Raw genomic sequence first — 21490 nt, forward strand, 5'->3', positions numbered from 1 at the left:
GCGCTGGGCGGGTAGCTGGTCGGGCCGGTGGGGTAGGGGCGCGCGCCGCTGGGGTAGCCGCTCGGCGGCGGGCTGACCGGCGGGGGAGTCGGAGCCGGCTGACTCGGCCAACCGCTGGAGCGGCCGGCGACATGAATCGACGTCGTCGACGGCGGTCTTCCGGCCGAGCCCTGGTGGCGGCCGACCTCGAAGGTCAGCAGCGGGCCGTCGGGGTTTCCGAGGTGGATCTGCTGGCCGTCGGCGATGTCGACGGTGGGTACGCGTCGTCCGTTGACGAACATTCCGTTCAGCGACCCGTTGTCGACGGCGATCCAGCGGCCCTGGTCGAACCGCAGCAGCAGATGGGCCCGGGAGATCAACGGGTGGGCGATCCGGACGTCGGCGCGCAGATCCCGCCCGACCACGACGTCGTTGCCGGCAGCAAAGGTGCGTGTGGAACCGTCGTGCCGAACGGTCAGCGCAGGGGAAACTGGTCGGCTCACGGAGCCGCTCCGGCGGCGACACTAGACATCGCGACCAACTCTAGCCGCAGCGCCCGCGCGGGGGACTGCGCCCTGACGGTGTGGGTGATCTGTTGCGGCGCCGTTATCCGGCTGGGGGTGCAACGAATAGCCGCCCGACGGCGCGTCGGGGCCGGCGGCAACCCATTTAGAGGCAAATCTCTATTTTAGGGTGGAGCAATGCCGCGGCCCGCCCGATACTCCGCCGACTTCCTTCTCGACGCTGCCGCCGGCCTGCTCGCCGCCGACGGTCCGGGCGCGGTCACGATGTCGGCGGTGGCCCGAGCCGCCGGCGCGCCCAGCGGCTCGGTGTACCACCGGTTTCCGACCCGGGCTGCGCTGTGCGGCGAGTTGTGGGTGCGCACCGAGGAACGCTTCCAGGAACGACTGCTGCAGGCTCTGTCCAGCGCCGAGGACCCTCAGCAGCGTTGCGTCGCCGGTGCCCTGCGCACCCTGCAGTGGTGCCGGGAGAATCCGGTCGAGGCGTTCGTGCTGCTCGCCGGTCCCGACGCGCTCGCCCTGGGGGAGTGGCCGGAGGCGATCGGCGGCCGACGGAAACGGCTGCAGCGCAGGCTTCGTAGGGTTCTCTCGGAGCTGCCCGACGACGGCGGACGGCTCAGCGCCGCCCTGATCGACGTACCGGCCGCCATCGTGCGACGACATCTGCAGGCGCGGCGAGCCATTCCGCTGAGCGCGGACGCGATCGTGACGGACTGCGTCCGGGCGCTCATCGCCCCGGGCTGACCGGCGAGCCCGTCACGACGCAGTGGGTGTGGCTGTAGATGGTGGCCATGCACTGATTGCAGTGCGTGCACAACGATCTCACCGAGGCGCCGTCGGCCTGGATGCGGTTGACCAGATCGGGCTCGGCCAGCAGCGCCCGGCCCATCGCGACGAAGTCGAACCCCTCGGCCATCGCCAGGTCCATGGTCTCGGCGTTGGTGATGCCGCCGAGCAGGATCAGCGGCATGGACAGCTCGGCACGGAACAGCCGGGCGTCCCGAAGCAGGTAGGCCTCGCGATAGGGGTATTCGCGCAGGAACTTCTTCCCGGTCATCCGGATGCCCCAGCGCAGCGGCGGTCGAAACGCGCCGGCGAACTCCTTGATCGGAGCGTCGCCGCGGAACAGGTACATCGGGTTGACCAGCGAGCTGCCCGCGGTCAACTCGATCGCATCCAGCCCGCCGTCGTCCTCCAGCCACTTCGCGGTCTGCAGGGCCTCTTCGGTCGAGATGCCGCCGCGCACCCCGTCGGTCATGTTCAGCTTCGCCGTCACCGCGATCGGGGTGCCGGCCTTCTCCACCGCGCGCCGCACCGCCAGCACCGTCGCGCGCGCCACCTTGGCCCGGTTGGCCAGCGAGCCGCCGAACTCGTCGGTGCGCCGGTTGATCAGCGGCGACAGGAACGAGCTGGCGAAGTAGTTGTGTCCGAGGTGGACCTCGACGGCGTCGAAGCCGGCGTCGATGGCGTAGCGGGCCGCGTCGGCGTGCGCGGTCATGACGTCGTCGATGTCGTCGCGGGTGGCGTGCCGGGCGAACCGCATCGACAGCGGGTTGAAGAACCGCACCGGGGCCAGCGCGGTGGCCTTGTTCGACCGCGCGTTGGCGACCGGACCGGCGTGGCCGATCTGGGCGCTGATCGCAGCACCTTCGGCGTGGATCGCGTCGGTGAGCCGGCGCAGGCCCGCCATCGCCTCGGGCCGCCAGTAGATCTGCTTACCCTCGGTGCGCCCGCCGGGCGACACCGCCAGGTAGGCCACCGTCGTCATCCCGACACCGCCGGCGGCCGGCAGCCGGTGGTAGGTGATCAGATCGTCGGTGACCAGCGCGTTCGGTGTCGAAGCCTCGAATGTCGCGGCCTTGATGACGCGGTTGCGCAGCGTGACAGGGCCGAGCTTGGCGGCAGTGAACACATCGTTGTGGTCTGTCATGTCGCCGAGCTTGCCACGTGCCCTGTCAGAATGGCTGCCGTGGGTGCAATCACTTTGGACGGCAAGGCCACGCGCGACGAGATCTTCGTCGACCTGACCGAGCGGGTCGCGCGCCTCACGGCGGCCGGGCGCACGCCCGGGCTCGGCACGGTTCTGGTCGGGGAGGACCCGGGATCGCAGGCATACGTGCGGGGCAAGCACGCCGACTGCGCGAAGGTCGGCATCAACTCGATCCGCCGCGACCTGCCCGCCGACATCAGCCAGCCCGCGCTCGACGAGGTGATCGACGAGCTCAACGCGAACCCGGACTGCACGGGCTACATCGTCCAGTTGCCGCTGCCCCGGCATCTGAACGAGAACGCCGCGCTGGAGCGGGTCGATCCGGGCAAGGACGCCGACGGTCTGCATCCGATGAACCTCGGCCGGCTCGTGCTCAACGAGCCGGCGCCGCTGCCCTGTACCCCGCGCGGCATCGTCCACCTGCTGCGTCGCTACCAGGTCGAGATCGCCGGGGCACACGTGGTGGTCGTCGGTCGCGGCATCACGGTCGGGCGGCCGCTGGGGCTGCTGCTCACCAGGCGTTCGGAGAACGCGACGGTGACGCTGTGTCACACCGCGACCCGCCACCTGCCGCAGATCACCCGTGAGGCCGACATCATCGTCGCCGCCGCCGGGGTGCCACACATGGTGACCGCCGAGATGGTGCGCCCGGGCGCGGCCGTCGTCGACGTCGGAGTGAGCCGCGACGAGGCCGGCAAGCTGGTCGGCGACGTCGCGCCCGACGTCTGGGAGGTCGCCGGGCATGTGTCCCCGAATCCGGGCGGAGTCGGCCCGCTGACGCGCGCGTTCCTGTTGACGAACGTCGTCGAACGAGCCGAGGCGCAAGCCTCGTCGTGATGGTGTCCCGACGGCTGCGCACCCGCGGAGACGGCGACGCGGGCCTCGCCCGCAGGCTCTTCGCTGCGCAGTGGCCGATCCTGTCGGTCGGGCTCATCCTGGTTGCCGCGTTCGTCCTGGTGGCGTTCGGCTACTGGCGTCGCGGTGCGGCGGTCATGGCGGTCGGCGTCGGGGTGGCTTCGGCCCTGCGGCTGATGTTGTCCGAGGACCAGGCGGGGTTGCTGGCGGTGCGCACCCGCACGGTCGACGTGCTGACCACCGCGTCGGTCAGCGCGGCCATGCTCTACATCGCCTGGACCATCGACCCGCTGGGCACGGAGTGACGGCGTCCTCACGCGTGATGGACCTGGTTGCCGCCGTTGCGTTTGGCCACGTACATCGCTGAATCTGCGTTCTCGATGAGCTCGTCGATCAACTTCTTGCCCTCGCCAGGCGGCACCCGGTCGACCGCGGTGTTGCTGATCCCGACGCTGGCGGTCACCGAGTGAGGTAGACCCGCGATGTCGGCGCACACCTGCTGGACGGCGCCGTGGATGGGTCCGACGGGTCCGATCGCCGCGATCAGGAACTCCTCCCCGCCGGCGCGGCAGATGGCCGAACCCGGCGGACCCTGCTGGCGCAGCAGATCACCGACGGCGCGCAGGGCCTTGTCGCCGGCAGCGTGCCCCTCGGAGTCGTTGAGGTACTTGAAGGCGTCCAGATCGACCATTGCGACGACGAGTTCCTCGTCGGTCGCGGAGCCACTTTCCAGATGTCGGAGGATGACGTCGGTGAACCCCCGCCGGTTCAGCAGGCCGGTGAGGGGGTCGACGTCGGACCGCATCGCATAGGTGCCGATGGCTCGGGATGCACCGGCGATGGCCGAGGGCACCGAGACGTTCAGGAACACGATCAGTCCGAAAGCCGCGACGGCAGTGGACACATTCGTCTCGACCCCCAGTCGCCAACAGGTGGCCAGCGCGGTCGCCAGGGCAACCACGAGGTTGGCCAACAGCAGGCGGATGTTGTGGAAGAACGCAAGATATCCGCCGGTGACGGTGGTTGCCGTGCAGCCGAGCACGGCAAGAGCGGACACGGGCTGGGCCAAGCTCCATGCCGAGATGAACAGAATGCCTGCGACCATGGCCAGCGCAGATTGCCGTCGGGTTGGCCACCGGGTGAGCCAGAACGCCGTCATGAACGAGGCGAATGCAGCGAACAACGCGATCAGTGCATAGCCAGCCCCTGCCGGCAGATCCAGCGCCACCAACGAACTGCCGGTGATCAGCACCACCGTGGCCGACAGGATGGCCATCATCCATTGCGCCGAACGGCGCAGCCCGCGCTGGTTCAGGAACTGAGTGGTCCACTCGAACCGATCGGGATCGCTCCACCACCGCTTGATCAGTGCACCCAGGCGTCCCACCCCGCTCACGAGTCAAGATCAGCCGATTACCTTCGCCGGACAAATATAGAGCCATTTGCCTGTTCGATCGCGGGCTGTGCAGCCGACCGCGCGTCTCGATTCCGATCGAGCGTTTGGTTACTCGGGAGTAAGGGAATCCGGACGCTGCCGGTTTGTGATGCCTGTCACAGCCGGTGTGCTGTTCGAGGATGGCGGGAGGCCCGATGTCGGCGATCAAGGCGTTGGCCAGGTGGAGCACCGCTCCGGCCCGTGGGGTGCAGGCCTCCTCGGGACCGTGGGTCAACGTGGTGCGTGGCATCGCCGCGCGCGCCACCACCCCGCTGCTGCCCGACGACTACCTGTCGTTGCTCAATCCGCTGTGGTCCGCGCGCGAGCTGCGGGGCGAGATCCTCGAGGTGCGGGCCGAGACCGAGGACAGCGCGACCGTGCTGATCCGCCCCGGGTGGGGCTTCGCCGGTGACTACCGGCCCGGCCAGTACGTGGGCATCGGTCTGCGGGTCGACGGGCGGTGGCACTGGCGGTCGTACTCGCTGACCTCGGTCCCCGAACAGGACGGCGAGCACATCTCGATCACGGTCAAGGCCACCCCGGAGGGGTTTCTGTCGACCCACCTGGTCAGCGGTGTCGAACCGGGAACAGTGGTCAGACTGGCTTCTCCGCAGGGCGATTTCGCGCTTCCCGATCCGCCGCCGGCGGCGCTGCTTTTCATCAGTGCCGGCAGCGGCATCACCCCGATCATGGCGATGCTGCGTTCGCTGCGGGCGCGCCGGCAGCACCCCGACATCGTCCACCTCCATTCCGCGCCGTCGGCCGAGGCGGTGATCTTCGGTGACGAACTGCGCGCCCTGGAAAGCGAGCAGGACGGCTACCGGCTGCACCTTCAGCTCACCGTCGAGGACGGCAAGCTCGACTTCGCGGATCTCGACGGCATCGTCGCCGACTGGCGCGACCGCTCGACGTGGGCGTGTGGTCCGGCGGCGCTGCTCGACAGTGTCGAAAGCCTGTGGAACCGCCACGGTCTCGACGAGCAACTGCACATGGAGCGTTTCACCATCGCCGCCACCGACAAGGGTGGCGAAGGCGGCACCGTCAGCTTCGCGATCTCGGACAAGACCATCGAGGTCGACGGCGCGACGACGCTGCTGGAGGCCGGCGAACAGCTCGGAATCCAGATGCCGTTCGGCTGCCGGATGGGCATCTGCCAGACCTGCGTACTGCCGCTCGACGGCGGCCATGTCCGTGACATCCGATCCGGCGCCGAACACGGTGCCGGGGACCGGATCCAGACCTGCATCTCCACCGCGTCCGGCGACTGCACGATCAACATCTGAGAGGACAGCATGGCCATCACCGACATCAAGGCCTACGCGCACCTGAGCGACGACGACATCGATGCGCTGGCCGCCGAGCTCGACGCCATCCGCGCCGACGTGGAGGCCTCCCGCGGGGAGCGCGACGCCCGGTATGTGCGGCGCACGATCCAGCTGCAGCGGGCAATGGCCGCCGGCGGGCGCATCGCGCTGTTCGCCAGCAGCAGCCGGCTCGCGCGGCTGGCCGGCACCACGATGCTGGCCGGCGCCAAGATCATCGAGAACATGGAGTTGGGCCACAACGTCATTCACGGCCAGTGGGATTGGATGAACGACCCGGAGATCCACTCCACCGAGTGGGAGTGGGACACCGCGTGCCCGTCCGCGCAGTGGAAGCACTCGCACAACTTCGTCCACCACAAGTACACCAACGTGGTCGGGCTCGACAGCGATGTCGGCTACGGCATCATGCGGGTCACCCGCGACGAGCCCTGGGCGCCGTGGATGATCGGCAACCCGGTCTACAACCTGCTGCTGGGCACTCTGTTCGAGTGGGGTGTGGCGCTGCACCACATCGAGGCCGCCAAGATCCGCAAGAAGGAGAAGACGTGGGCCGAGGCGCGCAAGGACCTGCGGATCATGGGCACCAAGATGGGCAGGCAGGCCGGTAAGGACTACATCGTCTATCCGGCGCTGGCAGGCACCAACTGGAAGCACACGCTCAAGTGCAACGTGGTGGCCAACCTGGTCCGCAACTACTGGGCCTACATGGTGATCTTCTGCGGTCACTTCCCCGACGGTGCGGAGAAGTTCACCGTCGACGAGTTCGAGAACGAGACGCGTGGTCAGTGGTATCTGCGACAGATGCTGGGGTCAGCCAACTTTCGTGCGGGCCCGGTGATGGCGTTCATGAGCGGAAACCTGTGCTACCAGATCGAGCACCATCTGTTCCCCGATCTGCCGAGCAACCGGTACGCCGAGATCAGCGTGCGCGTCCGGGCGTTGTGTGAGAAGTACGACCTGCCCTACACCACCGGACCGCTGCTGCGCCAGTACGGCCAGTCGTTCTGGACCATCCTCAAACTCGCGCTACCCGATCGTTGGCTTCGCGCCGACGCCGACGAGGCGCCCGAAACCAACTCCGAACGCCGCTTCGCCGAGGTCTACGGCGAGATCTCCGAGACGGCGCCGACGCCGGGCCGGCGACGCGGGCTGCGGACGGCGCTGCGGCAGCGGGCCGCCTAGGGCCGGGGGTCAGGTGGTGCCGGCGGGAACGATGTCGCGGGCAGCCAGGAAGCTCGGCCGCGGCCGGGCCGCGGCGAACGGCTCGACGAGCCCGTTGTCCACCGAGTTGAAGACCAGGAACACGTTCGACCGCGGGTACGGGGTGATGTTGGATCCCGAGCCGTGCAGCAGGTTCGCGTCGAACCACAGTGCAGAGCCCGCCGGCCCGGTGAACTGGTCGATACCGCGCTGATCGCAGGCCTTGATCAAGGTGTTCTGGTCGGGGGTTCCGATCTGCTGGGACACCAGCGACGCCGTGTGGTGGTCGTCCGGGGTCGCCCCGACGCACGGGTAGAACGTCTGGTGCGAACCCGGCATCACCATCAGCGAGCCGTTGAACGGATAGTTGTCGGTCAGCGCGATCGAACAGGACACGGCGCGGATGGCCGGCATGCCGTCCTCGGCGTGCCAGGTCTCGAAGTCCGAATGCCAGTAAAAACCGGTGCCGGTGAACCCCGGCATCAGGTTGATCCGTGCCTGGTGGATGTAGACGTCGCTGCCGAGCAGCTGACGTGCCACCGGGAGCACCGTGTCGAGGCCGACCACCTCGGCGATCAGATCGCTGAGCAGGTGCGGTTCGAACACCGAGCGGATGCTGCCGCTGGGCTCGCGGATGACCCGCGGATCGTCGCTGTCGAGCTCGGCGCCCAGCCTGTTGAGCTCCATGGTCAGCGGCGGCAGCCAGTCGGGACCGACGGTGCGGGGACGGATGAGATACCCCGCGTCGGCGAAGCCGCCCAGCGCCGTCTCGTCGAGTGGGCCCTGACTCGGGGTTCCCCACACACCGGGTTCGATGCGCGGGATCGGCGGGATCGCGTGGTCGAGTCGGGTCGGGTAGTTGTCGTCAGTGCGTTTGTTCATAGAGATACTTAGCTATTAGGTAGTCAAGCGATTTGGGCGGGTGGCGGGTAGGCCCCTGTCTCGTCGTGGACCTCGCGGCCGGTCACCGGTGGATTGAACACACACAGCATACGCATCTGCTCGTCGCAGCGGATGCGATGACGTTCGTGGCCGTTCAGCAGATACATCGAGCCGGCCTTCAGCGGATGTTCCTCACCGGTCTCCAGGTTGGTCAGGGTCCCGGAGCCCTCGACGAGCCAGACGGCCTCCACGTGGTACTGGTAGTGGAACTCGTTGACCGAACCGGCCTGGATCGTCGTCTCGTGGAACGAGAATCCGACCGCGTCGTCGGCGAGGATGATCCGCTTGGACCTCCAGGTGCCGTCCGACACGTCGCGCTCGGTCCCGGTGATCTCCTCAGTCGTGCGCACGATCATGGGTTGTCACTCCTCGGTTGTCGATATCGCTCAGCCGAGAGCGGCGGAGATAGACTCGTCGAGCACCTCGAGGCCGGAGGTCAGGTCGGCCTCGCTGGTGGTCAGCGGCGGCAGCAGCTTGACGACCTCGTCGGCCGGGCCGCTGGTCTCGGCGAGCAGTCCCCGGTCGAACGCGGCCCTGCAGACGGCGTCGGCCAGGTCGGCGTCCTCGAACTTCAGCCCCTGCACCATACCGCGACCGCGGGCGGTGATGCCGTCCCGGTTGGCGGCCATCTTCTCCAGATGCTCACGCACCAGGGCGCCCTTGGTCAGCGTCTCGTTCTGGAAAGTGTCGTCGCGCCAATAGGTTTGCAGCGCCTTGGTAGCGGTGACGAAGGCCGGGTTGTGACCGCGGAAGGTTCCGTTGTGCTCGCCGGGGGTCCACACGTCGAGGTCGCGGCGGAACAGCGTCAGCGCCATCGGCAGTCCGTAACCGCTGATCGACTTCGACAGCGTGACGATGTCAGGGGTGATGCCGGCCTCTTCGAAGCTGAAGAACGGCCCGGTCCGCCCGCAACCCATCTGGACGTCGTCGACGATCAGCAGGATGTCGCGCTTTCGGCACAGTTGCTCAAGTGCCTGCAGCCACTCGACCCGGGCGACGTTGACGCCGCCCTCGCCCTGCACGGTCTCGACGATCACCGCGGCCGGGCGGTTCAGCCCGCCGCCGGAGTCGTCGAGCACCCGCTCGAACCAGTGGAAGTCCTCGGTGACCCCGTCGAAGTAGTTGTCGTAGGGCATCGGGGTGGCGTGCACCAGCGGAATCCCTGCGCCGGCACGCTTCATCGAGTTGCCGGTCACCGACAGCGCGCCCAGCGTCATGCCGTGGAACGCGTTGGTGAAGTTGATGATCGACTCGCGGCCGGTGACCTTGCGGGCCAGCTTGAGGGCCGACTCGACGGCGTTGGCGCCGGTCGGGCCGGGGAACTGGACCTTGTAGTCCAGCTTGCGCGGCTGCAGGATCGTCTCGGAGAACGTCGTCAGGAACTCCGACTTGGCCACTGTGGCCATGTCCAGGGAGTGCACGATCTTGTCCGAGGACAGGTAGTCGATCAGTGCCTTCTTCAGCGCCGGGTTGTTGTGCCCGTAGTTCAGGGCGCCCGCACCGGCGAAGAAGTCCAGAAAACGGCGGCCGTCGGTGTCGGTGATCCAGGAGCCCTGGGCGGTATCCATGACCGTCGGCCAGCCACGGCAGTAGCTGCGCACCTCCGACTCGATCGTCGTGTACTCGTCGGGCAGGGTGGACTCGGAAAGTTTGGTCGACTCCGCAGTGATGGTCATGACATCCTTTCGTTCGACTTAGCGCAGTTGGTCGCTAGTTGTCGCGCGTGCCTTGTTGTCGCGCGTGCCTTGTCGTCTTACGTACTCAGCGGGGCCGTGATCGGGCCGATGCGCAGGACGGGTTCGTCCTCGTGCTCGCCATCGGGATCCAGGTCGGCGGCCAGGAAGCGTTCGTGCTCGCTCATCGGCACACCGTGGCGGCGGGCGAGCCCGCCGAACAATGCGCGCGATGAAGCGTTACTCGGTGCGACCGTCGCCTCGACCGTGATCGGGTGCCCGTTGCGTTCGCTTCGGACCCGATGCACGAGTGCGTCGAGCATGGCTCCGCCGAGTCCGGTGCCCTGCTCGGAGGCGGCGACCACGACCTGCCAGACGAACAGCACATCTGGTCGCTGCGGAGGGTGATACCCACCGACGAAGCCGCATACACGTCCATTTCGTTCACCGACGATGGACGTGTCGGCAAAGTCCGTCGACAGCAGCATGTAGGTATACGTCGAATTCAGGTCCAGAACCCCGCTGTCAGCAACGAGTCGGTGCACCGCCAGGGCGTCGGAAGCCTCCGGGCGGCGCAGGCGTCGCTGCGTAGCATCGGGACGCTGTTGCCCGTCTTTGGTGCTCTCGTCTGAAAGATCTTTCAGCGCAGGGTTGACCGATTCCATAACTAGTTAGCTGTCACCACCGAACACGTATCGCTTTTCAGAGTTTCAAATCATCGGTGAAACGAACGTATGCGAGGTGACACGCCGACTTCAAGTTGCGTCGCCCCCCGGCGGCGGGGGCCGGGTCCCAGCCTTGTCGTCCTCAACTGGGCAAACGCTCGGGAATCGGCGTTCAAAACCTGTGAGCGTATTGTTTCCGAATTGTTACATCGGGTGGATCGTTCAGGACAGCGTGGCGCGGATGCACACCGTGACATACGGCAGCGCCAGCCCGTTGCTGCTGGACAGGGCGGGATGGCTGGCCAGCAGACCGCGGACCTCGTCCAGGGTGCGGGCCCGCACATTCTCCGGCGAGGTGATGCAGTAGCTACGGGAGGCGACCAGATCGATCAGCGCCTGGGGGGTCAGATAGCTGGTCCACTCCACCTGGTGGCGGGCGATCTCGGCAAACGGCGCAGGCAGATCGACCGTCTGGCTGAACGGGTCGACCTCATGGCCGATGATGCGGCCCAGATCCTTGACCCAGCCGAGACGTTCGTCACGGTTGTTCCACACCAGTCCCAGCCGTCCCCCCGGTCGCAGCACCCGCGCCACCTCCCGCAGGGCGCGGTCGGGATCGAACCAGTGCCAGGCCTGAGCCACCAGCACCGCATCGACGCTGTCGTCGGGCAGCGGAATGTCCTCGGCGGTCCCCAGCAGTGCCGGGGTGTCGGGCAGCGCCCCGCTCAACAGCTCCAGCATCTCCGGGATCGGGTCCACCGCAACCACGGTCAGGCCGCGCTCGACCAGCCGCGTGGTCAGCTTGCCGGTGCCGGCGCCCAGGTCGAGAACGTCGAGCGGAGCTCCCCGGCCGGGCCCGTCGTCGGGCAGCAACCAGTCGATGGCTTCCGGAGGGTAGGACGGGCGGCCCCGCTCATACGCAGCGGCTTCAGCGCCGAAGGACAGTGAACGCGCCCTGGCGGTGTCGCTCACCGGTCAGCGAGGTCCAGCGTCCGGCGGATCAGCTTCCCGACCGCGTCGGTTTCCAGCAGGAATCCGTCGTGGCCGTACTTCGAGTCCACGACGTCGAGCCCGTCGCACCCGGGAAGCAACTCGGCCAGTTCGGCCTGCAGACGCAGCGGGTAGAGCCGGTCAGAGGTGATGCCGCCGACGATCGCAGGCACCCGGCAGTCGCGCAGAGCGGCTTCGATCCCGCCGCGGCCGCGGCCGACGTCGTGGCTGGACAGCGCATCGGTGAGGGTCACGTAGGTGCCCGCGTCGAACCGCGACACCAGTTTGCGGCCCTGATACTCCAGGTAACTCTGCACCGAGTAGCGGCCGCCGGTGCCGGGATCCTCACCGTCCTGCGGGTCGTTGCCGAACCGGTCGTCCAGCTCGGACTCGCCCCGGTAGGTGAGGTGGGCGAACCGTCTCGCGATCTGCATGCCCAGCTCGGGGCTGCGGCCGGTGCCGTAATAGTCGCCGCCGCACCAGTCCGGGTCGGACCTGATGGCCGCGACCTGGCTGCTCTGGGTGCCGATCTGGTCGGCCGTCGCCCGGGCACCGACCGCCAGCACCAGCCCGGCGCGCACGTTGTCGGGGTGGGCGATCATCCACTCCAGCGCCCGGGCGCCGCCCATCGAGCCGCCGATCACCGCGGCGACCTCGCTGATGCCGAGCCGGTCGAGCACGGCAAGATCCGCGGTGACCTGATCACGGATCGACACGGCGGGGAACCTTGAGCCCCAGGCATTTCCGTCGGGGGCCGGCGAACCGGGCCCGGTCGAGCCGCGGCACCCGCCGAGCACGTTGGTCGAGACGGCGCACCACCGGTCGGTGTCGATCGGCGCGCCCGGTCCGGCCACACCGTCCCACCAGCCGGGGGTCGGATGGTCGGGCCCGGCGGGCCCGGTGATGTGCGAATCGCCGGTCAGTGCGTGCAACACCATCACGACGTTGTCGCGGCTCGGGGACAACTCGCCCCAGCGCTGCACGGCGATCGACACGTCATCGATGACCTGACCGTTCTCCAGGGTGACCGATCCGATGTCGATGACGCCGACTTCACCCTCGGGTGGCAGTGCCACGCACTCTCGAACAACATCCACGATAGTCACGTCACCATCCTCAGAACGATGCAACTGTCTGCGGGTCGGCGACGGCCGAGGCGAACGGCTTCGCGGCGGTGAAGCCCTGGTCGAGGTCGGCGAGGATGTCGTCGATTCCCTCGATCCCGACTGCGAGCCGGACCAGGCCGGGTGTCACCCCGCTGGCGAGTTGCTCCTCGGCCGACAGTTGCTGATGGGTGGTCGAGGCCGGATGGATCACCAGGGAGCGGACGTCGCCGATGTTGGCGACGTGGCTGTGCAGCGTCAGCGCGTTGACGAACGCCTTGCCGGCCTCGATCCCGCCGGCCAGCTCGAACGCCAGCACCGCACCGGTTCCCTTGGGCGCAAGCTTCTTTCCGAGTTCGTACCACGGTGAAGTAGGCAGCCCGGCGTAGTTGACCGAGACGACGTCGGGGTGTCCGGCGAGGTACTCGGCCACCCGCTGGGCGTTGGCCACATGGCGTTCCAGGCGCAGGCTCAGCGTCTCCAGGCCCTGGGCGATCAGGAACGCGTTGAAGGGCGCGGCCGCCGAACCCAGGTCGCGCAGCAGCTGCACCCGGGCCTTGAGTGCGTATGCCGGCGGGCCCAGTTCGGCGAACACCACACCGTGGTAGCTGGGGTCGGGGGTGGTGAACCCGGGGAAACGGCCGTTGGTCCAGTCGAAGGTGCCGCCGTCGACGATCACCCCGGCGATGGCCGTGCCGTGCCCGCCCAGGTACTTCGTGGCCGAGTGCACGACGATGTCGGCGCCGTGGCGCAGCGGCTGGATCAGGTAGGGCGTCGCGATGGTGTTGTCGACGATCAGCGGCACCCCGACGTCGTGGGCCACCGCCGCGACGGCCGGGATGTCGAGGATGTCGATCTGCGGGTTGGAGATCGTCTCGCCGAAGAACGCCTTGGTGTTGGGCCGGGCCGCCGCGCGCCACGACTCCGGGTCATCGGGGTTGTCGACGAACGTCACGTCGATGCCGAGCTTGGGCAGTGAGTAGTGGAACAGGTTGTAGGTGCCGCCGTAGAGCCGCGGGCTGGACACGATGTGATCACCGGCGTTGGCGATGTTGAGGATCGCGAACGTCTCGGCGGCCTGGCCCGAGGCCAGGAACAGCGCCGCCACGCCGCCTTCCAGGGCGGCGATGCGCTGCTCCACCACATCGGTGGTCGGGTTCATGATCCGGGTGTAGATGTTGCCGGGCTCGGCCAGGCCGAACAGCGCCGCGGCGTGCTCGGTGCTGTCGAACGCGTAGCTGGTGGTCTGGTAGATCGGCAGTGCCCGCGCGTTGGTGGCGGAGTCGGGCGTCTGCCCGGCGTGGATCTGCTTGGTCTCGAACGACCACCGGGACGTCGGGTCGTCGCTGGGTACGTGTTCGCCGCTCATGTTGTTTCGGTTCTCCTCCGGACGGGCTCCTGTGATGGTGAGGTGATCGCTGTTGCGTTACCGACAACAGTGCATCGGTGACCTCGCCATCAGGTGTCCCTGTCTACTCAGGGGGCCCGTTCACGGCGGACCCGCGCTTGCCGCGTAGCCGGTTGTGGCTACTCAACCTGGTTCATCACCCGGGGCACCCCACCGCGGTTGGAGGGTTGCCGGCCAGCAAGCCGGGGCTTCGCGCTGGCACTCATGACCGAGTCGAAGCGTATCGCACTGCGCTGGTGCGGTGCCACTGGGTTGCGTCGCAGTGCCGGGCGCGGGCCGGAACGCGGAGGTCGTCGGGCGTTGCCGGGGGTCTCAGCCGATGGCGCGGTGCGGGCCGGCGTGCCGCTCGATGAACTCGCCGATCAGCGCCGAGATGCGATCGGGTGCCTCGAGCATCGGGATGTGCCCGAGCTCGGGCAGACGCACCACCTCGGCGTGTTCGGGCAGGTGGCGCAGGAAGTAGCGGTTGCCCCGCGGGGTCGGGAAGACCCGGTCCCGTCCGCAGAGCACCAGCTGGGTCGGGGCGCCCAGGCCGGCCAGCTCCAGCAGGCCGGGCAGCCGCAGCGTCTTGACCAGCAGCTGCAGGTAGGCGCTGCAGTGGGTGGCGTCCTCGACCACGGCGCGCAGGTCCTCGTCGCTGGGGCCGTCGGCCGGTCCGCTCACCGGCAGGGTCGCCAGGCGCCGGGCCAGCGGGAGGTCGAGAATGCGGGGTCCGAGCAGCCGGGCCGCGACCAGTGCCGGCCCGCCGGCCACGAACTTCAGCACGGTTTCGTACTTCGACAACGAGTGGTGCGGCCAGCCGCCCGCCGGCGCGATCGCGGTGAGCGTGCGGGCCCGTCCGCGGCGTTCGAGTTCGAACGCCACCCAGCCGCCCAGCGAATTGCCGACCAGGTGGGCGGTCTGCCAGCCCAGCTGATCCATCCGCCGCTCGATGTCGTCGACCAGCATCTCGGTGTGCAGCAGCCAGGTCGGCGACGGTGGTCCGCCGTGATGGCCCAGCATGGTCGGCGCGAACACCTCGAACCGGCCTTCGAAGCGTCCCGGGCCACTGAGCTGGGCGGCGACCGCCCGCCACACGTTCTGGGAGCACAGGAAGGGGTGTAGCAACAGGACCGGCTCACCGGATCCGGTGTGAATCGGCTCTCGTGGTGCCATGGCCCGACAGTAAGGTGATACCGGCGGTACCGCAAGAATGTGTGCTCCGTTGCGGCGCTATGGTCGGCGGTCGTGGCTCGCGCTCTCACCGTCAGCACCGTCAACGTCAACGGCATCCGGGCAGCGGTCAAGGCCCGCTCGGCCGACAACCTCGGCCTGCTGCCCTGGTTGACGGAGACCGCCGCAGACGTGGTGTGCCTGCAGGAGACGCGGGCCGACGACGAGCAACTGGCCGGCGCACTGGCCCCGGCGCTTGCCGACGGGTGGCACCTGGCGTCGGCGGTGCCCCACATCAAGGGGCGCAACGGCGTCGCGGTGCTGTCCCGCACACCGTTCGATGGAGTCAGAATCGGCTGTGGTGCAGAGGAATTCGCAGACCACGGCCGCTACCTCGAAGTGGACACCGCGGGGTTGACGGTGGGCAGCGTCTACTTTCCGACCGGTGAAGCCGAGACTGACCGCCAACTCGAGAAGGAACGGTTCATGGCCGCGGTCGGCGACCGGATGGCCGAGTTGCTCTGCAGCGGGCGCGAAGCGGTGCTCTGTGGCGACTGGAACATCGCCCACACCGAGAACGACATCAAGAACTGGCGCGGAAACACCAAGAAGGCGGGCTTTCTGCCGCAGGAACGTCAATGGCTCACCGATCTGCTGTCCACCGGCTGGGTCGACGTCGTCCGTCAGGCCCACCCCGGGGCCGCCGGCCCGTACGCGTGGTGGTCGTGGCGGGGCAAGGCCTTCGACAACGACGCCGGGTGGCGCATCGACTACCACCTGGCCACCCCGGCGCTGGCCGCGCGGGTCTCGTCGGTGCGCACCGAACGTCCCGCCGCCTACGCGCTGCGCTGGTCCGACCACTGCCCGGTCACCGTCGAGTACGGGTGATTCGGGCGCGGCCCGGCACCCACGCGTCGACCGGGCACGCCGAATCCGCCGCGCAGGGCTCCATGGGACAATGGCGGCCATCATGAGCACGCCATCCAAGCCGGTCGTCTTCTCCGGCGCGCAGCCGACGTCGGACTCCCTGCACCTGGGCAACGCGCTGGGCGCGGTCGCGCAGTGGGTCGGCCTGCAGGACGGCCACGACGCCTACTTCTGCGTCGTCGACCTGCACGCCATCACGATCGCCCAGGACCCCGCGACGCTGCGCAAACGGACACTGGTCACCGCGGCGCAGTACCTCGCGCTGGGCATCGACCCGGACCGGGCCACCGTCTTCGTCCAGAGTCACGTACCCGCGCACACCGAATTGGCCTGGGTGCTGGGATGTTTCACCGGTTTCGGGCAGGCGTCGCGGATGACCCAGTTCAAGGACAAATCGCAGAAACAGGGCGTCGACGCCACCACCGTGGGACTGTTCACCTACCCGGTGCTGATGGCCGCCGACGTGTTGCTCTACGCCACCGACCTGGTGCCCGTCGGTGAGGACCAGCGTCAGCACCTCGAACTCGCGCGCGACGTCGCCCAGCGGATCAACACGCGCTTCCCGGACACCTTCGTCGTGCCCGAGGCGATGATCCCCAAGGCCACCGCCAAGATCTACGATCTGGCGGACCCGACCGCGAAGATGAGCAAGTCGGCGGCCACCGATGCCGGGCTGATCAGCCTGCTCGACGATCCGGCCAAGACCGCCAAGAAGATTCGCTCCGCGGTGACCGACAGTGAGCGCGAGATCCGGTTCGACCCGGAGGGCAAGCCCGGGGTGTCGAACCTGCTGACCATTCAGGCCGCGGTCACCGGCGCCGAGGTCGACAAACTCGTCGACGGCTACGCCGGGCGTGGATACGGGGATCTGAAGAAGGAGACCGCCGAGGCGGTCGTGGAGTTCGTCACACCTATCAAGAACCGGGTTGACGAGTTGCTCGCCGACCCGGCAGAACTGGAGAGCGTGCTGGCCGCCGGGGCCCAGCGGGCGCGTGAGGTGTCTGGTAAGACGTTGCGCCGGGTATATGACCGCCTAGGGTTTCTGCCAGCGAAACCGTAGGCACCGTCGCCGCGCGACGACGACAACGAGCAGGGGGTCGGATGACCGCGCCGTCCGCGAGCGATTCCGACGACAAGCCCGGCCTGATGGCCCGGCTGCGGGCCCGGATGCCGTGGTTCGACCACGTGATGCGGGCCCAGGAGCGGTACAACAGCAGCAAGGGCAACTTCTACGCCGCCGGCATCACCTACTACACCATCTTCGCGTTGTTCCCGCTGTTGATGGTTGGCTTCGCGATCGGCGGGTTCGTGCTGGCCAGCAGGCCGGAACTGCTCATGGAGATCGAAAACCAGATCCGCGCGAACGTCTCCGGCGACCTCGGCCAGCAACTCATCGAGTTGATGGAGGCCGCCATCGAGTCGCGCACCTCGGTGGGCATCATCGGCCTCGCGACCGCGGCCTGGGCGGGTTTGGGCTGGATGAACAACCTGCGCGAGGCGCTGAGCCAGATGTGGGGCCTGTTCCGGGACAAGCCTGCAGGGTTCGTCAAGACCAAGCTGTCCGATCTGCTCGCCCTGGTGTCGCTGTTCGTCGCCAGTGTGTTCACGCTGGCCCTCACCGCGCTGGGCAACACCGGGGTGATAAAAGATCTGCTGCACTGGTTGGGTTTCCAGGACTCGGCGATTCTCAGTCTGACCCTGCGCGTCGCGTCCATCGCCATCTCGATCCTGGTGTCCTGGTTGCTGTTCACCTACGTGATCGCACGGTTGCCGCGGGAGTCGGTCAGCTTCCGCAGCAGCATGCGGGCGGGGTTGATCGCCGCGGTGGCCTTCGAGGTGTTCAAGCTGGTCGCCTCGATCTACCTGCGGTCGGTGCTCACCGGTCCGGCGGGGGCGACGTTCGGCCCGGTGCTGGGTTTGATGGTGTTCGCCTACATCACCGCGCGGCTGGTGCTGTTCTCCACCGCGTGGGCGGCGACGATGCCGGAGAACATGGGCGATGCGGCGCTGCCTGCTCCCGGCCCGGCTGTCATCCACAACCGGGTCATCACCCGGCCCGGTCTGGGCCCCTGGCAGGCGGTGGCGGCCGCGGCGGCTGGAGCGCTTGGGGTGCTGACGTTTTCGCGGTGGCGCCGGCGCTGACCGCTCAGTGTTGCGGGCGCCGGTTGAGCGCCCGTGCGCCCATGATCAAGGTGAAAACCACGATGCTGCCGATCACACCCACGCCGATGCGGACCGGGAGCGCGTCGACCTCGGGCAGGACGGCGTCGGCCGTCGTGGTCGTCGTCGTGGCGGCGGGATCGGGTTCGGGTGCGACCAGTGCCGGGTCCGGTTCGATGAGGCTGCCGACCTTGGTGCCCGGCGGGGTGGCGAAGCCGTAGTCGAGCAGCCGCACCGCCTGCTCCCACGGGGCGATCGGCTGGCGGGTGCCGCGCAGCAGCACCGCCACCAGCCGGCGGCCGTCGTGGTCGGCGGCGCCGACGTAGGTCTGCCCGGCGTCGTCGGTGAACCCGGTCTTGCCGCCCAGTGCGCCCGGATAGTTGGCCAGCAGCTTGTTGTCGTTCTCGATCGGATAGGTCGATCCGTCGCGTCCGGGGAAGGTGAAATCGCGGGTCGCCACGATGTTTGCGAAGACAGGGTTCTGCCAGGCGTAGCGGTAGAACAGGCCCATGTCGTAGGCCGAGGTGCTCATCCCGGGGCCGTCGAGTCCGGACGGGGTGGCGATGCGCGTGTCGTGGGCGCCGAGCTGACCGGCCAGCACGTTGAGTTTGTTCAGCGTGGCCTGCATGCCGCCCATCTGCATTGCGAGCGCGTGGGCCGCGTCGTTGCCCGAATACATCAGCAGGCCGTGCAGCAGGTCGTTGATCGAGTAGAACCCGCCTTCACCGACACCGACCTTGGTGCCTTCCTGGGCTGCGTCCTCGGCCGTGCCCGGTACCACCTTGTGCAGGGGTAGGTCGCGGATCGCCTGCATGGCGGTGGAGACCTTGATGACGCTGGCGGGGCGGTGCCGGCCGTGCGGGTCGCGGGCGGCGATGACGTCGCCGGTGTCGAGGTCGGCGACCAGCCATGCCTCGGCGGAGACCTCCTCGGGCACCGGCGGTGTGCCCGGTGCGGTGATGATGCCGCAGCCCGACAGGGCGTCCCCGCCGAGCGGTTTGGCCGGCACCGGCAGCGGAGCCGGGGGATCCCCGAACTCGGGAACCTCGGACAGGTCCACGGCGGGCGGTGTCGTCTCCCGGTAGGGGCAGATGTTCGGGTCGACCGCCGGGTCGGCCGCCGCTGCCGGAGCCACCACCAACATGGCCGCTGTGACCAGCGCCGATGCCCGCGCACAGTACTTCCACAAGGTCGCCATCGTGAGCGAAGACTAAGCGACCCGGGGCGCGCGATCGGGGAGCCACGCGGTGACGGGTGTGATCAGTGTTTCAAATGTGACTTATGGGGGTGAAGCTCGTGGGGCCGGCTCGCCTGCGGAAACTAAGCTGTACTCACTGTCGCATCGTGCAAAGGGCTTCATGTTCCTTCTCGTTCTCGGCTCGATCCTGGTGTTGATGCACCTCTACGTCTGGAAGCGGATGGTCAGGGACACGACCGTCCCCGGCCGAACCCGCCGCCTGCTCACGGTGGGACTCGTCGCGCTGATGGCGTTGCTGTTCGCCGCGTTGGTGGCGCCCCGGGTCTTCGGAGTCGCCGACTCCGGTTGGGTGGCGTGGCCGGGATATGTCTGGTTCGGACTGCTCGTCTACCTGTTCCTGGTGCTGCTCGTGCTGGAGGCGGTCCGTCTGGTGGCGTGGATCCGGCGCAGGCGAGCCCTTCGCCCGGCCGGCCGGAGCGAAGAGCCGGCCGAGCCCGGGCCCGGGGTGGACCGCCGCGTCTTCCTTGCCCGCACCACTGCGGTCGCCGCCGGCGTCACCGCGGTCGGCCTGACCGGCTTCGGCATGGCCAACGCGCTCGGGCGCCCCGAACTGCTGCAGGTTCCGCTGCGGTTGCCGCGACTCTCTCCCGCGATGGACGGCTTCCGCATCGCGGTGGTCTCCGACATCCACCTCGGCCCGCTGCTGGGGCGCGCGCACACTGAACGGATCGTGTCGATGATCAACGCCGCCGGGCCCGATCTGGTGGCCGTCGTCGGCGACCTGGTGGACGGAACCGTCGACGAACTCGGTGCTGCCGCAGAGCCGTTGCGGGACCTGGTGGCCTCCCAGGGCGCCTTCTTCGTCACCGGAAACCACGAGTATTTCGTCGAGGACACCGCATCGTGGCTGCGCGAACTGGACCGGCTCGGGCTTCATCTGCTGCGCAACGAGAACACCCGGATCGGTCCTGCCGGCGCCGGTTTCGACCTCGCCGGGGTCAACGACGTCGCCGGGGAATCTGACTCCGACGGACCGGATCTGGACCGCGCGTTGCAGGGGGTGGGCTCGGCAGGGCCGACGATCCTGTTGGCGCACCAGCCGATTCAGGTGCACCAGGCCGCCGATCGCGGTGTCGACCTGCAGTTGTCCGGGCACACCCACGGTGGCCAGATGTGGCCCTTCCACTACGCCACCGCGCTGGCCCAGCCTTCCCTGGCGGGACTGTCCACGGTGGGCGACACCCAGTTGTATGTCACCCGCGGAGCGGGATTCTGGGGTCCGCCGGTGCGCGTCGGTGCCCCGCCGGACATCAGCGTGCTGACGTTGCAGAGCGGCTGAGAGTTTGGCCCCGCACCGCACCGGGCATTCTCATGAAGTTCACGGCAAACTCTGACAGAAAAGCTCAGGCGGGCCAGGCAGGCTGACAGGCATCGAGAGTTCAGCGGAAGGACGTTGACCATGACGACGAAGACCGCCGCGACAGCCGTTGTCGACCTGCAGTCGCATCCCACCTGGCGCGCCGCGCGGCGTCGTGCCCAGGAATTGGACGAGGCGATGCGCAGGCATCCGTCCTACCAGTGCCGCGCCGCGAGCAAACCCGTTCACCTACACAGCGTGTGAGAACCACAAAGGGCACCCCGGCGTTCGGGGTGCCCTTTGTGGTGTGTGAACCTGTCCTGTCAGATGTCCGCTGGCCGAAGCGCTACCTCACGTCGACGTAGTAGACCTGGCCGGTGACCACGTTCTGGCGGTTGTCGTCGCCATAGCCGGGGTTGGACACGGTGCCGCGCAGGGCCGGGCCGGACTGGATGTCGACCACGGTGGCCTGTGCCAGCGGGGTGTCGGAGAGCCGGTGGACGATGACGCGGTTGCCGCCGGCTTCGAGCTGGCTGATGGTCTGCTGGGCGTCGGATCCGCTGGGGGCGGCGGCGGCCGGGGCGGCCAGGCCCAGGACGGCGGCCGACAG

23 protein-coding genes and 1 riboswitch are annotated in these 21490 nt (G+C 68.3%); of the genes, 10 read left to right on the top strand and 13 right to left on the bottom strand.

All coding sequences use genetic code 11. The features are described 5' to 3' along the window. A partial coding sequence (locus ACXAID_RS18705) for an FHA domain-containing protein (RefSeq protein WP_475023714.1) occupies window positions 1-482 on the bottom strand: 482 nt, incomplete at its 3' end. 198 nt (window positions 483-680) lie between these two features. Here ACXAID_RS18705 and ACXAID_RS18710 point away from each other — a divergent pair. Continuing rightward, window positions 681-1244 (top strand): TetR/AcrR family transcriptional regulator, encoded by a 564-nt coding sequence (locus ACXAID_RS18710; protein WP_475023715.1) that lies wholly within the window; start codon window positions 681-683, stop codon window positions 1242-1244. On the opposite strand, the gene ACXAID_RS18715 is transcribed toward ACXAID_RS18710, so the two are convergent. Then, window positions 1228-2430: an NADH:flavin oxidoreductase gene (locus ACXAID_RS18715; RefSeq protein WP_475023716.1), complete on the bottom strand. Its 1203-nt coding sequence runs from the start codon at window positions 2428-2430 to the stop codon at window positions 1228-1230. The genes ACXAID_RS18710 and ACXAID_RS18715 overlap by 17 nt on opposite strands. Before the next feature lie 39 nt (window positions 2431-2469). Here ACXAID_RS18715 and ACXAID_RS18720 point away from each other — a divergent pair, with 39 nt between their 5' ends. Together ACXAID_RS18720 and ACXAID_RS18725 are read left to right on the top strand one after the other, a co-directional pair. After that, window positions 2470-3327: a bifunctional methylenetetrahydrofolate dehydrogenase/methenyltetrahydrofolate cyclohydrolase gene (locus ACXAID_RS18720; protein ID WP_475023717.1), complete on the top strand. Its 858-nt coding sequence runs from the start codon at window positions 2470-2472 to the stop codon at window positions 3325-3327. Further along, window positions 3327-3650, top strand: a complete 324-nt coding sequence (locus ACXAID_RS18725) for a DUF3017 domain-containing protein (protein ID WP_475023719.1) — start codon at window positions 3327-3329, stop codon at window positions 3648-3650. The genes ACXAID_RS18720 and ACXAID_RS18725 overlap by 1 nt, the downstream gene beginning before the upstream one ends. An 8-nt stretch (window positions 3651-3658) precedes the next feature. Here ACXAID_RS18725 and ACXAID_RS18730 read toward each other — a convergent pair whose 3' ends face one another. Then, window positions 3659-4741 carry a GGDEF domain-containing protein gene (locus ACXAID_RS18730; protein ID WP_475023720.1) on the bottom strand — a complete coding sequence of 361 codons (1083 nt, stop codon included), beginning with the start codon at window positions 4739-4741 and terminating at the stop codon, window positions 3659-3661. A 179-nt stretch (window positions 4742-4920) separates the two neighbouring features. Here ACXAID_RS18730 and ACXAID_RS18735 point away from each other — a divergent pair, with 179 nt between their 5' ends. Together ACXAID_RS18735 and ACXAID_RS18740 are read left to right on the top strand one after the other, a co-directional pair. Beyond that, entirely contained in the window at window positions 4921-6063 is a 1143-nt protein-coding gene (locus tag ACXAID_RS18735; protein WP_475023721.1) for a ferredoxin reductase, read from the top strand. 9 nt (window positions 6064-6072) lie between these two features. Beyond that, on the top strand, window positions 6073-7287 hold the full coding sequence (locus tag ACXAID_RS18740; RefSeq protein ID WP_475023722.1) for a fatty acid desaturase family protein: 1215 nt from the start codon (window positions 6073-6075) through the stop codon (window positions 7285-7287). Between the two features lie 9 nt (window positions 7288-7296). Here ACXAID_RS18740 and thpD read toward each other — a convergent pair whose 3' ends face one another. The 8 genes from thpD to ACXAID_RS18780 form a co-directional block, all read right to left on the bottom strand. Further along, the gene (gene thpD / locus ACXAID_RS18745; protein WP_475023723.1) at window positions 7297-8187 is read right to left on the bottom strand and encodes an ectoine hydroxylase; all 891 of its coding nucleotides are present in this window, start codon (window positions 8185-8187) and stop codon (window positions 7297-7299) included. A 23-nt stretch (window positions 8188-8210) separates the two neighbouring features. Beyond that, a complete protein-coding gene (locus tag ACXAID_RS18750) occupies window positions 8211-8603 on the bottom strand; it encodes an ectoine synthase (RefSeq protein ID WP_475023724.1) in 393 nt (130 codons plus the stop codon). 30 nt (window positions 8604-8633) lie between these two features. Next, window positions 8634-9923: a diaminobutyrate--2-oxoglutarate transaminase gene (ectB, locus tag ACXAID_RS18755; protein ID WP_475023725.1), complete on the bottom strand. Its 1290-nt coding sequence runs from the start codon at window positions 9921-9923 to the stop codon at window positions 8634-8636. A gap of 77 nt (window positions 9924-10000) precedes the next feature. Continuing rightward, entirely contained in the window at window positions 10001-10585 is a 585-nt protein-coding gene (gene ectA, locus ACXAID_RS18760; RefSeq protein WP_475023726.1) for a diaminobutyrate acetyltransferase, read from the bottom strand. A gap of 222 nt (window positions 10586-10807) precedes the next feature. Then, complete coding sequence (locus tag ACXAID_RS18765; RefSeq protein WP_421458862.1) at window positions 10808-11557, bottom strand: class I SAM-dependent methyltransferase; 750 nt, start codon at window positions 11555-11557, stop codon at window positions 10808-10810. Further along, window positions 11554-12681, bottom strand: coding sequence for a homoserine O-acetyltransferase MetX (gene metX, locus ACXAID_RS18770; RefSeq protein ID WP_421458864.1), 1128 nt, complete (start codon window positions 12679-12681; stop codon window positions 11554-11556). Before metX ends, ACXAID_RS18765 begins: the two co-directional genes overlap by 4 nt. A gap of 10 nt (window positions 12682-12691) precedes the next feature. Further along, complete coding sequence (locus ACXAID_RS18775) at window positions 12692-14047, bottom strand: bifunctional o-acetylhomoserine/o-acetylserine sulfhydrylase (protein ID WP_421458866.1); 1356 nt, start codon at window positions 14045-14047, stop codon at window positions 12692-12694. 128 nt (window positions 14048-14175) lie between these two features. Then, window positions 14176-14296, bottom strand: a riboswitch (SAM riboswitch). Window positions 14297-14398: 102 nt separating this feature from the next. Further along, window positions 14399-15241: an alpha/beta fold hydrolase gene (locus tag ACXAID_RS18780; RefSeq protein WP_475023727.1), complete on the bottom strand. Its 843-nt coding sequence runs from the start codon at window positions 15239-15241 to the stop codon at window positions 14399-14401. 72 nt (window positions 15242-15313) lie between these two features. Between ACXAID_RS18780 and ACXAID_RS18785 the strand changes: the two genes are divergently transcribed. The 3 genes from ACXAID_RS18785 to yhjD all read left to right on the top strand — a co-directional run bounded on the left by ACXAID_RS18785 (window position 15314) and on the right by yhjD (window position 18307). Then, window positions 15314-16126: an exodeoxyribonuclease III gene (locus ACXAID_RS18785; protein ID WP_475023728.1), complete on the top strand. Its 813-nt coding sequence runs from the start codon at window positions 15314-15316 to the stop codon at window positions 16124-16126. An 82-nt stretch (window positions 16127-16208) separates the two neighbouring features. Beyond that, entirely contained in the window at window positions 16209-17225 is a 1017-nt protein-coding gene (gene trpS / locus ACXAID_RS18790) for a tryptophan--tRNA ligase (protein ID WP_475023729.1), read from the top strand. Window positions 17226-17266: 41 nt separating this feature from the next. Beyond that, a complete protein-coding gene (gene yhjD / locus ACXAID_RS18795; RefSeq protein WP_475023730.1) occupies window positions 17267-18307 on the top strand; it encodes an inner membrane protein YhjD in 1041 nt (346 codons plus the stop codon). A gap of 4 nt (window positions 18308-18311) precedes the next feature. Here the strand turns inward: yhjD and ACXAID_RS18800 are convergent, their stop codons facing one another. Continuing rightward, entirely contained in the window at window positions 18312-19523 is a 1212-nt protein-coding gene (locus tag ACXAID_RS18800; RefSeq protein ID WP_421458875.1) for a D-alanyl-D-alanine carboxypeptidase family protein, read from the bottom strand. 160 nt (window positions 19524-19683) lie between these two features. Here ACXAID_RS18800 and ACXAID_RS18805 point away from each other — a divergent pair, with 160 nt between their 5' ends. After that, window positions 19684-20862 carry a metallophosphoesterase gene (locus ACXAID_RS18805; protein WP_475023731.1) on the top strand — a complete coding sequence of 393 codons (1179 nt, stop codon included), beginning with the start codon at window positions 19684-19686 and terminating at the stop codon, window positions 20860-20862. 120 nt (window positions 20863-20982) lie between these two features. Further along, window positions 20983-21144 (top strand): hypothetical protein, encoded by a 162-nt coding sequence (locus ACXAID_RS18810; RefSeq protein WP_475023732.1) that lies wholly within the window; start codon window positions 20983-20985, stop codon window positions 21142-21144. A gap of 82 nt (window positions 21145-21226) precedes the next feature. On the opposite strand, the gene ACXAID_RS18815 is transcribed toward ACXAID_RS18810, so the two are convergent. Continuing rightward, the coding region (locus tag ACXAID_RS18815; protein WP_475023733.1) for a hypothetical protein at window positions 21227-21490 on the bottom strand (264 nt) is incomplete at its 5' end.

It is taken from the genome of Mycobacterium sp. ABE4_509 (assembly GCF_056160785.1).